The 12,680-nt window shown below is 69.6% G+C and carries 10 protein-coding genes; 4 read left to right on the top strand and 6 right to left on the bottom strand.

The genetic code is table 11. The features are described from left to right. Nucleotides 1–49 precede the first annotated feature (49 nt). The 4 genes from ACRWNM_RS04275 to ACRWNM_RS04260 all read right to left on the bottom strand — a co-directional run bounded on the left by ACRWNM_RS04275 (nt 50) and on the right by ACRWNM_RS04260 (nt 5,563). Entirely contained in the window at nt 50–1,972 is a 1,923-nt protein-coding gene (locus tag ACRWNM_RS04275) for an ABC transporter ATP-binding protein/permease (RefSeq protein ID WP_431963705.1), read from the bottom strand. A 6-nt stretch (nt 1,973–1,978) separates the two neighbouring features. Beyond that, entirely contained in the window at nt 1,979–3,010 is a 1,032-nt protein-coding gene (gene cydB, locus ACRWNM_RS04270; protein ID WP_431963703.1) for a cytochrome d ubiquinol oxidase subunit II, read from the bottom strand. A gap of 11 nt (nt 3,011–3,021) precedes the next feature. Further along, nucleotides 3,022–4,512: a cytochrome ubiquinol oxidase subunit I gene (locus tag ACRWNM_RS04265; protein ID WP_431963701.1), complete on the bottom strand. Its 1,491-nt coding sequence runs from the start codon at nt 4,510–4,512 to the stop codon at nt 3,022–3,024. A 130-nt stretch (nt 4,513–4,642) separates the two neighbouring features. Next, complete coding sequence (locus ACRWNM_RS04260; RefSeq protein ID WP_431963699.1) at nt 4,643–5,563, bottom strand: aminodeoxychorismate lyase; 921 nt, start codon at nt 5,561–5,563, stop codon at nt 4,643–4,645. Nucleotides 5,564–5,736: 173 nt separating this feature from the next. Between ACRWNM_RS04260 and ACRWNM_RS04255 the strand changes: the two genes are divergently transcribed. From ACRWNM_RS04255 to ACRWNM_RS04240, 4 genes are all read left to right on the top strand, one after another. Then, on the top strand, nt 5,737–6,852 hold the full coding sequence (locus tag ACRWNM_RS04255; protein ID WP_431963697.1) for a YgfZ/GcvT domain-containing protein: 1,116 nt from the start codon (nt 5,737–5,739) through the stop codon (nt 6,850–6,852). A 66-nt stretch (nt 6,853–6,918) separates the two neighbouring features. Beyond that, on the top strand, nt 6,919–7,617 hold the full coding sequence (locus tag ACRWNM_RS04250) for an MOSC domain-containing protein (protein WP_431963695.1): 699 nt from the start codon (nt 6,919–6,921) through the stop codon (nt 7,615–7,617). Nucleotides 7,618–7,767: 150 nt separating this feature from the next. Next, entirely contained in the window at nt 7,768–8,718 is a 951-nt protein-coding gene (locus tag ACRWNM_RS04245; RefSeq protein ID WP_431963693.1) for an asparaginase, read from the top strand. Between the two features lie 175 nt (nt 8,719–8,893). Next, nucleotides 8,894–9,109, top strand: a complete 216-nt coding sequence (locus tag ACRWNM_RS04240; protein ID WP_431963691.1) for a DUF3073 domain-containing protein — start codon at nt 8,894–8,896, stop codon at nt 9,107–9,109. 248 nt (nt 9,110–9,357) lie between these two features. On the opposite strand, the gene purM is transcribed toward ACRWNM_RS04240, so the two are convergent. Beyond that, entirely contained in the window at nt 9,358–10,434 is a 1,077-nt protein-coding gene (purM, locus tag ACRWNM_RS04235) for a phosphoribosylformylglycinamidine cyclo-ligase (RefSeq protein WP_431963689.1), read from the bottom strand. 411 nt (nt 10,435–10,845) lie between these two features. Then, complete coding sequence (locus ACRWNM_RS04230) at nt 10,846–12,603, bottom strand: ABC transporter ATP-binding protein (RefSeq protein WP_431963687.1); 1,758 nt, start codon at nt 12,601–12,603, stop codon at nt 10,846–10,848. Nucleotides 12,604–12,680: the final 77 nt, after the last annotated feature.

The raw sequence follows: 12,680 nt of genomic DNA, 5'->3' as shown, positions 1-12,680 counted from the left end.
AGGACCGTGGGGCGATGACCGATGACGACGACCAAGGCGCGCGCGGTCCTCATGACCCGCTCACCGCCACATCGAGGGTCGAGGCGCGCACGGGCACAACGTAATCGCCTGCGGCCAGGACAGCAGGGCGGTGACCGACGACGACGACCGTGGCTCCGGCGCGGGCCTTGGCCTGGAGTGCGGCGAGTACCGCGGACTCGCTCGCCGCGTCGAGATGCGCGGTCGGCTCGTCCAGCAGAAGCACCGGACGGTCGGCGGCGAGCACCCTGGTCAGTGCGAGGCGCTGGCGTTGCCCCAGCGACAGACCGGTGCCGCCCGCGCCGACGACGGTGTCCCAGCGCTGCGGCAGCTCGTCCAGGACGGCGTCGAATCCGGTGGCTGCGCAGGCGGCTTCGAGGCCCGCCCCGCGATCCGCGTCGGCGGCGGCCCGCGCGCCGAGCAGTTCCAGGTTCTCCCGCAACGTGCCCGGCACCAGCACCGGCCGCTGCGGCAGCCAAGCCACCCGCGCCCACCACGACTCGGCGTCCAGCTCACGCACATCGGTTCCGTCGACGAGCACGCGCCCGCGCTCCGGTGCCACGAGCCCGAGCAGCGCGAGCAGCGCCGTCGACTTCCCGCTGCCATTGGGCCCGGTCAACACGGTCACCGCGCCAGGACGCAACACCGCGGACAGCCCCTCCGGAGCCAAGCCGTCCCGAGCCGCGACGCTCAGTTCACGAATCTCGATGCGACCGAGCGGCTTACGATCGCCTGCCGCGCCGGTGCGCGATTCCGGCTCGCATTCCCCGCCCGCACTCCGCGGGTCCGGGCTCGCAGCGCCGCCGGTAGCCGCCCAACCCTCGGCAGCATCGTCCGCCGGACGTTCGACCGCCGACCCGGGGACCGATTCCCCCCGTCGGTCACGCGCGCCGCTCGCCGCCGCCGGACGGTCGGCAATTGCTTTACCCGGCTCCAGAATCGCGAACGCCTTGTCGGCCGCCGCCATCCCGTCCTGGGCCGCGTGGAAACGCTCGCCCACCATCCGCAACGGCAGGTACACCTCGGGCGCGAGAATGAGCGCGACCAGTCCGGCGTAGAGGCTCATCCCGCCGTAGACCAGGCGCAGGCCGATGGATACCGCGATCAACGCCACGCTCAGCGTCGCGAGCAACTCCAGCACCATCGAGGACAGGAACGCGATCCGCAAAGCGCGCATCGTGCGCGAACGCAGGGCGTCGCCGAGTTCGCGCACACGGTGTTCCATGGTGCGGGCCTGCGCCGCCACCCCACGTTCGGCTGCGGAATCGAACCGTGCGGCAGCGGTGTCCGTACCCGCCTCCCGCCCCAGCGCGCGCAGCGTCGGCATCCCGGCGAACAGATCGAGCAGCTGATCCGACAACCGCGTCGTCGCCTCCAGCGTCGCCGCCGCGCGCCCCTGCGTGAGCAACCCGATCAGCACCATGAAGATCGGAATCAGCGGCAACGTGACCAGCGCGATCCCACCGGACACCGGGTCGTGCATCGCGATGACCAGCAACACGATCGGCGGCACCAGCACCGCGAGCAGCAGCGCGGGCAGGTAACCGCTCAGATACCCGCGCAACCCGGACAGACCCGTGCCGACCACCACCGCGAGTTCGGTTCTCCGGCTCTCCACTTCGCGCGGAGTCAGCCGGGCGCCCGCTGCCAGCACTTCGGTCTCGAGCTCGGCGACCACGTCCGCCCCGGCTCGGTGCGCCACCCTGGCCTGCACCCAGGTGGCCAGCACCCGCGCGCCGATCGAGCCGGCCAGCACCGCGATTTCCACCGTCCACGAACCGAATCCGCGCGCACCGGGGTCGGTGACGACGCCTGCCAGCACCCTGGCCAGCGTCACCGCGGTGACCACGATCGACACCGTGATCACCACGGACAACCCGACGCTCAGCACCAGATACCTGCGGGCCGAGCGGGCATACCGCCACAGGCGCGGGTCGACGGGTGGACGTGCCATGGCCGATCAGTCCTTCACTGGCCCCAGCGGCAGTCCGGTGTGCGCCGGAATCTGCTCCACCGTCAGGCGTTTGCGGAACACCCAGTAGGTCCACCCCTGGTAGCCGAGCACCACCGGCGTGACGATCACCGCCGCCCAGCTCATCACCTTCAGCGTGTACGGCGTCGAGGAGGCGTTGTCGATGGTGAGGTGGAACGCGTCACCGATGGTGGAGGGCAGCACATTCGGGAACAGCGAGCCGAACAGCAGCACCGTCGCGGCACCGATGGCGAAGGTCGTTCCGGTGAACGCCCACCCGTCGCGTTCGGCGAACACGGCGACGGCCGCGGCAGCCAATCCGAGCACCGCGACCCCCAACGGAATCCAGGTCCACCCGGCGCCGTAGGCCAGCTGCGTCCAGACGCCGAACCCGGCGACGACGAGCGCGGTCGGGGCGAGCAGCAGCCGCGCGAGGCGCACCGCGTCGGCCCGCACCTCGCCACCGGTCTTGAGGCCGACGAAGATCGCGCCGTGCAGCAGGAACAGCAGGCCGGTGGTCAGCGCGCCGAGCAGGGCGTACGGGCTGAACAGATCCGCCGCCGAGCCGGTGATCTGCTTGTCCGCGTCCAGCGGCACCCCGCGCACGATGTTGGCGAACACCCAGCCCCACGCGAGCGCGGGCACCCAGGACCCGATGCCGATGCCGATGTCGCAGCGGGCCCGCCAGGCGGGATCGTCGATCTTGGCGCGGTATTCGATGGCGCAGATGCGCAGGATCAGCGCGACGAGGATCAGCAGCAGCACGAAGTAGAACCCGGAGAACAGGCTGGCGTACCACTCGGGGAACGCCGCGAACATCGCGCCCGCCGCGGTGATCAGCCACACCTCGTTGCCGTCCCACACCGGGCCGATGGTGTTGAGCACCACGCGCCGCCTGGTGTCGCTGCCCTTGCCGAGGACCGGCATCAGCATGCCGACGCCGAAGTCGAAACCCTCCAGCACGAAGTAGCCGGTGAACAGGACGCCGATCAGAACGAACCAGAACTCTTGCAGACTCATCGTCGGGCTCCTCAGTACGCGAACGAAAGCTGTTCGACGGCAGGTTCTTCGGCGTGCTCACCGGGACCGCCCGTTTCGCCGGGGCCCGACGGCTTGCGCACCGGCGGCTGCTCCGGCCCGGCGATCACGTACCGCCGCATCAGGTAGAACCACACCACCGCGAGCACGCCGTAGAGCAGGGTGAACACCACCAGCGAGGCGATCACGGTGCCCGCCGCGTGGTCGGAGACGCCCTGCTGCACCGTCATTCGCAGGGCGGGGTCACCGGTCGGGTTCGGCACCACGACCCAGGGCTGGCGGCCCATTTCGGTGAACACCCAGCCCGCGCTGTTGGCGAGGAACGGCGTCGGAATGGCCAGCAGGCTCAGCCACGAGTACCAGCGCTGATCGGGCACTCTGCCGCGCCTGGTGAGCCACAGTCCGGCGAGCACCAGCAGCATCGAGCCCGCGGCGAGACCGATCATGGCGCGGAACGACCAGTAGGTGACGAAGAGGTTGGGCCGGTAGTCGCCGGGGCCGAACTTCTCGATGTAGGCCTTCTGCAGATCTTGCACGCCGTCGAGGGTGACGTCGGTGAACTCGCCCTCGGCCAGGTACGGCAGCACGTACGGCACCTCGATCACATGGGTGACGCTGTCGCAGTTGTTGTGCGTGCCGACGGTGAGCACCGAGAAATGCGGATCGGTCGCGGTGTGGCAGAGCGATTCGGCCGAGGCCATCTTCATCGGCTGCTGCTCGAACATCAGCTTGCCCTGGACGTCGCCGGTGAGCACCAGCGCGATGCCGGAGACCACGATCACCCACATGCCCGCGCGTCCGCCGGAGCGCCACATGGTGCGCGCCTCGGCGACCTTGGCCGGATCCCCGCTGCGCGCGTTGCGCACCATCCACCAGCCCGCGATGCCCGCCACGAAGGTGCCCGCGGTGAGGAACGCGCCCGCGACCACGTGGGGGAACGCCGCCAGCGTCGTGTTGTTGGTCAGCACCTCCCAGATGCTGGTGAGCTCGGCGCGCCCGCGCTCCGGGTTGTACCTCGCACCGACCGGGTGCTGCATGAACGAATTGGCGGCGACGATGAAGTAGGCGGAGGCGTTCACGCCGATCGCGACCATCCAGATCGCGCCCAGGTGAAGCAGTTTCGGCAATCGCGTCCAGCCGAAGATCCACAGGCCGATGAAGGTCGACTCGAGGAAGAAGGCGACCAGCGCCTCCAGCGCCAGCGGCGCGCCGAACACGTCGCCGACGAAGCGGGAGTACTCGCTCCAGTTCATGCCGAACTGGAATTCCTGCACGATGCCGGTGGCGACGCCGAGGGCGAAATTGATCAGGAACAATTTGCCGAAGAACTTCGTCAGCCGGTACCAATGGTCCTTGCCGGTGATCACCCACGCGGTCTGCATCCCCGCTACGAGCGGGGCGAGACCGATGGTGAGCGGGACGAATACGAAGTGGTAGACGGTCGTGATGCCGAACTGCCAACGTGAGATGTCCAGAACACTCATCCGACCCTCCAGCCTTACTACGACGTGTCGTAGTAAATGCTACGCGGCAAGGTCTGGCAATCAACGTGCGTTAGGACACGACACGCATGGGGAACCGGCGGGTGTCCGCCCCGAAGAGGCGGACGTCACCTCACCAATCGCCGATGGCGCCTGCCCGATCGATACCGCGGTCTACCAGTTCGATGATCTCCTGCGCGTTGTCCGGCGCGGACATACGCAAACCGTCCAGCGAATTCACCCGCGCGGCAAGGCTGATGCTGGAGACCAGCCAGATGCTGTCGCACGTCAGCAAATCCGCGGTGAAGAGCAGTTCGTAGCTGCACGTCCACCCGGCCTTCTGCGCCTCGCTGAACAGCGCGCGCTGGGTGACGCCGGGCAGCACACCGTTCTTCGCGGGCGGCGTGATCAGCTTCTTGTCGCGCGCGATCACCACCGTGGAGCGCGGACCCTCCAGCACCCGGTTCTCGGTGCTGGTGAAGATCACGTCGTCGGCGCCCATCCGGTGCGCGAAACGCAGTGCGGCCATGTTCGTCGCGTAGGAGAGCGTCTTGGCGCCGAGCAGCTGCCACGGCGCGGCCTGGGCCAGATCGATCGAGATGCCGCGCGGCAGCGTCACCACCGAGATGCCCTCGGTGCGCGCCTTGGCCACCCGATCGGGCACCGGCACCACCAGCACGTAGCAGGTCGGCACCGGCACCGCCGCGGCCAGATCGCCCGAGGTGACACTGGATCGCGCGCCGGATAGTTCGGAGTCCCGGCCGCGGGTCAGCACCAGGCGCATCATGCCCTCGCGCTCGCTGCCCCACTCCTTCGCGGCGGTCTCGACGGCCTCGCGCCAGCGGCCCAGCTCGGGCTCCGGTAGTTCGAGCGCCTGCGCCGAGCGCCGTAGCCTGCCGAGGTGGAATTCGAGGGCGGCCGCGGTCCCACCGCGCACCAGCACCGTTTCGAAGACGCCGTCGCCGCGCAGCACCCCGATGTCGTCGGCGAACAACAACGGCGCGTCCGCATCCTGGACGACGCCGTCGAGTGTGACAAGAACCCGATCTACCATGCGTCGAGCGTAGGCGGTATGCACTGCCCTTGCCTATGTTTGCCACGCCGCCCCGCACGCGTCCGCGAGTCATCGGCGGCTTGCCCGCGCGCCGCGTCGTTCCGGCGTCGCCGCGGCGGCCGCGAGCGGGCTCTCGGCGGACCGTGTCCGGCACTGCCACTACAGTGGAAGACGTGTCCGTGGTCGATGCACCCAGCCCCCTGCTTTCCGTTCCGGGCGCCGTCGCGGGTCCGCCCGGCGCTCCGGACGCCACCGTGGCGTGGCATTACGGCAATCCCTTCGGCGAGCAACGCGCCGCGGCGGAACGCGTCGCGGTCATCGATCGCTCGCACCGCTTCGTCCTGAGCATCACCGGAGCCGAGCGGCTGAGCTGGCTGCACACCATCTCCAGCCAGCACGTGGCCGACCTCGCCGACGGGCGGTCCGCGGAGAATCTGGATCTCGATCTCAACGGCCGCGTGCAGCACCACTTCGTGCTCACCGACCTGGACGGCACGGTCTGGGCCGACACCGAGGCCGACCATGGTCCGGCCCTGCTCGATTTCCTGCGCAAGATGGTGTTCTGGGCCGACGCCCAACCACGTGAGGCCACCGACCACGCGGTGCTGAGCCTGCTCGGACCTCGGGTGCGCGAACTGACCGCCGTGCTCGGCGTGGCCGATCTGCCCGACATCTACGCGGCCGTGCCGCTGCCCGGCGGCGGCTTCCTGCGCCGCATGCCATGGCCGACCGCCGACTCCTTCGACCTGGTGATACCCCGCGAGCGGCTGTCCGAGTGGTGGTCCAAGATCACCGAAGCGGGCGCCGAACCCGCGGGCATGTGGGCTTTCGAGGCGCTGCGGGTGGCCGCGCTGCGCCCGCGCATCGGCCTCGACACCGACGAACGCACCATCCCGCACGAGGCCCGCTGGATCGGCGGCGTCGACGAACACGGCGCCGTGCACCTGGACAAGGGCTGCTATCGCGGCCAGGAGACCGTGGCCAGGGTGCACAACCTGGGCAAGCCACCGCGCCACCTGGTCCTCCTGCACTTGGACGGTTCCGCCGACGAGCGCCCCACACCGGGCGAGGACGTCACCGCGGGCGGTCGCACCGTGGGCAGGCTCGGCACCGTCATCGACCACTACGAGCTCGGCCCGATCGCGCTTGCCCTGATCAAGCGCACGATTCCGGCCGACACCGCGCTCGTCGCCGGACCGTGCGCCGCCGCCATCGATCCCGACTCGGTCCCCGCCGACGACGAGCCGCAAGCAGGCCGTCTCGCCGTCGACCGGCTGCGCGGACGGTGATCCACCCGACCTCGCTCGACGCCGAGTCTCGCGATTCCCACCCACTCGACGAAGGGAGCGGCGCCGATGCGCAGCGATGACACCGCCCGCGTGCTTGCGGTCTGCGTGGTGCACGCCGATCTGGAAGTGCCGACCAGGGTCGGCCGCACCGCCATCGACAAGCGACCTGTCGCGGGTCGAGTCGGCGTGCGCGCCCTCGGACTCGACGGCGACCACGTCTGCGACACCAAGCACCACGGCGGCGTGCACCAAGCGGTCTACGCCTACGCCGAGCACGACGCGCAGCACTGGGCCGACGAACTCGGCAGGGAGCTGCCCGCGGGCTGGTTCGGCGAGAACCTGCGCATCAGCGGCCTCGAGGTGAGCGACGCCGTGGTCGGCGCCCGCTGGGCGATCGGCGACACCCTGCTCGAGGTGAGCGCGCCGCGGGTGCCGTGCGTGACCTTCCAGCACTGGTCCGGCGAGGCGCAGTGGGTCAAGCGCTTCACACTGCGCAGCAATACCGGCGCCTACCTGCGCGTCCTCACCGAGGGAACGATCGGCGCCGGCGATGCCGTCGAGGTGGTGCACGTCCCTGACCACGGCGTCACCGTGCGCGATGTGTTCACCGGCGCCGACGCGGATCGCCTGGCCACCCTGCTCGAGCACGAGTCGACCATCTCCGACGACATCCGGATGCAGATCGACCGGCACGCCCGCCGGTCCGCCAACGCCGCCCGCGCAGCCGAACGCCGCGGGGATCTCCCGGCGGGAGCCGCGCGATGAGTGAGCGGAGCGAGCGAATCATGTGCCAGCGTGCATCGCGCATGCCGGAGCCGAGCGTCAGCGAGGTGCAGGCATGAGTGAGCGGAGCGAGCGAATCATGTGCCAGCGTGCATCGCGCATGCCGGAGCCGAGCGTCAGCGAGGCGCGGGCATGAGTGTCGAACTGGTCGAGGTCGTCCGCTCCGGATTCCGCGAATGCGTGCACCGCGGTTCCCTGGTGATCCTCGGCGCCGACGGCGAGCCGACACATCAGCTCGGCGAAGTACACGTGCCGATCTTCCCGCGTTCGACCAACAAACCCCTGCAGGCGATCACGCTGTTGCGCAACGGTTTCGAGCCGGTCGACGACGCCGAGCTGGCCATCGCAACCGCCTCGCACTTCGGCGAACCCGACCACGTCGCTCTGGTCGAGCGGCTGCTCGCGCGGTTCGGTTTCCCCGAAAAGGCGCTGGAGTGCCCGCCCGATCTGCCCTTCGAGGAGCGGGCTCGCGCCGCCGCGCTGACCGGTGACGAACCGCGCCGGATCTACATGAATTGCTCCGGCAAGCACGCCGCCATGCTGGCGACCTGCGCGATCAACGGCTGGCCGACCGAGGGCTACCTCGACGAGGCGCACCCTTTGCAGCGGGCGGTGGTCACGAACGTCACCGAGTTCACCGGCGAACCGGAGACCGACCTGGGCATCGACGGCTGCGGCCTGCCCATTGTTCCTGTCTCGCTGATGAACCTGGCCCGCGCCTTCGCGACCATGGCCACCGGCGAGCCCGGTACCCCGCCGCGCCGGGTCGCCGACGCGATTCGCGCGAACCCGCGAGTGATTTCGGGCACGAACGCACCCGATTTGCTGGCCATGGCCGCGGCTCCCGGCCTGGTGTGCAAGATCGGCGCCGACGGTGTGCACGCGGGTGCGTTGCCCGACGGGAGGGCTTTCGCGTACAAGATCGACGACGGGCACGACCGCGCGCGGATGCCCCTGACGCTGGCGATTCTGCAACGGATGGGCGTCGAGTGGACCGAGGCGCATACCGACCTCGCGGCCCAGCCGGTGCTCGGCGGCGGCACCCGAGTCGGGGTGATCCGGACAATTCCCGGCGTACTCTAAGAGCCAGGACACACGGCGACAACCGGGCAAACGGGCTCCGTTCGGGAGTTCTTCCCCCACTCCTGGAAGCGCGACCGCCGGACACACGCTAAAGTGTCTGTCAGGAAGAGTATTAATTCGAACGGGGCCGCCAACAAACCCCAGGCCGCCCCGCAGTGACGCGAGGGGGTCAGCCATGGGCCGTGGCCGGGCTAAGGCAAAGCAGACCAAGGTCGCACGCGAGCTGAAGTACAGCTCAGCGCCGACCGACTTCGCGAGCCTTCAGCGCGAGCTCTCGGGAAGCCCCACCACCCAACAACGCAGTGGCGGTGTGCTGTCCGATGAGCATGACGCGGACGCGTCCTCATCCCGCTGGGACGAGGACGACGACTACGACGACTGGCGCCGCTGACTCGGATAAAACATGACGAAGGGGGAGGCCATCCGGGCCTCCCCCTTCGAACGTTGACACCGGGGCAGGGACATCGCCTTAGAGGCTTGCCATACAACGAGATCAGCGTCCCGCATCCGATGATGCGGGACGCTGATGTCGTGTGAGCGGGTACTACCGACCGCCGACCCGAGGACGGCGCCAGCGACCCGAGCCGGCTGCCGAAGCCACGGAGAGACGCGCGTTCTCGCGACAGCCGGCGGCTACAGTCAGAAGCGCGGGTGCTCGCCGAGCAGCACGGCGCGGGCGGCGTCGGACTCCTTGGCCTTCTTCACGGTGCCGAGGGTCCAGCATTCGATGTGCCGGGCGGTGAGCACCGCGAGGGCGCGATCGACGTCTTCCGGAGCGACCACGGCGACCATGCCGACGCCCATGTTGAACGTCTTCTCCATCTCGGCCCGCTCCACCCGGCCGCGCTGGGCGATCATCTTGAACACCGGCGCCGGATTCCAGGTGCCTCGGTCCAGCTCGGCCACCATGCCCGCCGGGATGACGCGGGCCAGGTTGGCCGCCAGTCCGCCGCCGGTGACGTGCGAGAAGGTGCGCACATCGGTCTCGGCGATCAGCGCGAGGCAATCCTTGGCGTAGATGCGGGTCGGCTCGAGCAGTTCCTCGCCGAGGGTCCGGCCGAACTCCTCGACGTGCCCGGTCAGCGACATCCGGTCGATGTCGAGCAGCACCTTGCGCGCCAGGCTGTAGCCGTTGGAGTGCAGACCCGAGGAACCCATCGCGATCACCACGTCGCCGGGACGCACCCGGTCGGGGCCGAGCACCGCGTCGGCCTCGACCACGCCGACACCGGTCGCGGACAGGTCGTAGTCGTCGGGATCCATCAGGCCGGGGTGTTCCGCGGTCTCGCCGCCGAGCAGCGCGCAGCCCGCCCGCACGCAGCCCTCGGCGATGCCGGACACCAGCTCGGCGACCTTCTCCGGGACGACCTTGCCGATGGCGATGTAGTCCTGGAGGAACAGCGGCTCCGCGCCGCAGACGACGAGGTCGTCGACGACCATCGCGACCAGGTCGAGGCCGACGGTGTCGTGCTTGTCCAACGCCTGCGCGACCGCGATCTTGGTGCCGACGCCGTCGGTGGAGGCAGCGAGCAGGGGCTCGCGGTAGCCGCCCTTGAGCGCGAACAACCCGGCGAAGCCGCCGAGCCCACCCTGGACCTCGGGTCGGGTGGCCTTCTTCGCCAATGGCCCGAACAACTCGACTGCGCGGTCACCGGCCTCGATGTCCACGCCTGCCGCGGCGTACGAGGCACCACCAGTGGGGGTCTGTTCAGTCATTTTCGGGGAAAGCTCCAAACCGAATCGGCGGATAGATGCCTGCTCACGCTAGCTCATCCGCCTCTCCGCGTTTCTTGCCGGTCGTAAGTGCCGCGAGACTGTGACGCCGGGCCGACGGTTGGTCGAGTGGCCGAGTTCTGGGCGTGCCCGAGGAGTTACCCGGATCCTTGCGAGATCAGTTGTCGCGTTTTCGTTGCTGTTCACCGCTGATCATTGTGCCCGGTCTTCGGGAAAAAGGGGGGTGTGTTGGGCACGGATCGGCGTCAGGTGGCCGACTCGACAGGGCCCGCGGCGAACCGTGCGTCCGAGATAGGTCCGATGACGGGCAGTCCGTCCCATCGGGTCGGGGCGAGCAGCCTGTCGGGGGCGCGTCCTGAGAGTCCGACGGGCGCGCCATCGGGGTGGCGCGGTTCAGTCCGGCGGCCCCTGGGCGAACAGCGCGGCGGTCTCGGCCCTGCGTCGGCGTTGCTCGACCGGATCGGGCACCGGAACGGCGGCGACCAACCGCCGGGTGTACTCCTGCCGCGGGGATCGCAGGATCGCGTCCCGGTCGCCCTGTTCGACCACCGCACCGTCGCGCAGCACCACGATGCGGTCGGCGAGCTGGTCGACCACGGCCAGATCGTGACTGATGAACAGGCATGCCCACCCGCACTCGCGCTGGAGCTGGGCGAAGAGCTCCAGCACCGCGGCCTGCACCGAGACGTCCAGCGCGCTCGTCGGTTCGTCGGCGACGAGCAGGTCGGGGTCGAGCGCCAGCGCACGCGCCAGGCTGGCCCGCTGACGCTGGCCGCCGGACAGTTCGTGCGGGTAGCGCCGTTCCACGCCCGCGGGCAGGCGCACGTCGTCGAGCAGCGTGCGCACTCTGGCGCGGATCACCGCCGAGGTGCCGATCTTGTGCACGATCATCGGTTCGGCGACGCAATCGCCCACGGTCATCCGGGGATTCAGCGAACTGGCCGGATCCTGGAACACGAAACCGAACCGCCGCCGAATCGGGCGCAGCCGCCGCTGCGAGAGGCCGGCGATGTCCTGGCCCCGCACCCGCACCACTCCCGACGTGGGCCGCTGCAATGCCGCGACGCACCGGCCGATGGTGGACTTACCGGAACCCGACTCCCCCACCAGGCCCAACGTCTCCCCGGCGGCGATGGACAGATTCACCCCGTCCACCGCCCGGAATCGCGGACGACCGAAGGGGCCTGGGAACTCCACCACCAGATCGGAGACCTCGAGCACCGGCAGGTTTGCACCGGCGCTGGTTGCCCCGGCCCCGGCACCCGCGCCGTGCCCTGCGTCCGCGACCGCTTCCGACGAATGCCGTTCCGTACCGACCTGCGTATCGGTACTTTTCACCCGCCGCGCGCCCAAATGCGGCACCGCCGCGAGCAACGCGCGGGTGTAGTCCGCCTTCGGCTCGGCGAACAGTTCGTGCACCGAAGCCTGTTCCACGACCCGTCCCTCGCGCATCACCACCACCCGGTCCGCGAGATCCGCCACCACGCCCATGTTGTGCGTGATGAGGACGATCGCGCTGCCGATGCGGTCGCGCAGATCGCGCAGCAGGTTCAGGATCTCGGCCTGCACGGTGACGTCGAGCGCCGTGGTCGGCTCGTCGGCGATGATCACCTTGGGCTCGCAGGCGATGGCGATGGCGATCACCACGCGCTGCTTCTGCCCGCCGGAGAGTTGGTGCGGGTAGTAGTCGACGCGGTGCTCGGGATCGGGCAGACCGACCAGCCGCAGCAACTCCACGGCCCGCGCCTTGGCCGCCTTCCGCGACAGCTCGGTGTGCGCCCGCAGCGCCTCGGCGATCTGGAAGCCCACCGTGAACAGCGGGTCCAGCGCCAACCCCGGCTCCTGGAACACCATGGCGATCGCCCCGCCGCGCAGCGCGGTGAGCTGGCGTTCGGACATCGCGGTGACCTGCTGCGCGCCGAGGGTCACCAGTCCGCGCACGTGCGCGGTCGACGGCAGCAGTCCCATGGCGGTGCGCGAGCTCACCGACTTGCCCGACCCCGACTCCCCCACGATGGCGAGCACCTCGCCGGGGAACACTTCGTAGGACACGTCGGTCACCGCGTGCACCGGACCCGCGTCGGTGGCGAAGGTGACCGACAGCGCCTCGATGGACAGCGCGGGTCGCCGCTCCTCGGTCACGTCAGGCATGGCCGCCCTCCCGTCTGTTCGAATCATCTATCACAGCAACGGATTCCGCGCCGCCGTCCGAGATCGCCGCAGCCGGA

This window comes from Nocardia sp. bgisy134 (assembly GCF_965341865.1).
Classification (GTDB): Bacteria; Actinomycetota; Actinomycetes; order Mycobacteriales; family Mycobacteriaceae; genus Nocardia.
The sequence above is the reverse complement of the archived record's forward strand: the minus strand, read 5'-3'. Positions and strand labels throughout refer to the sequence as shown.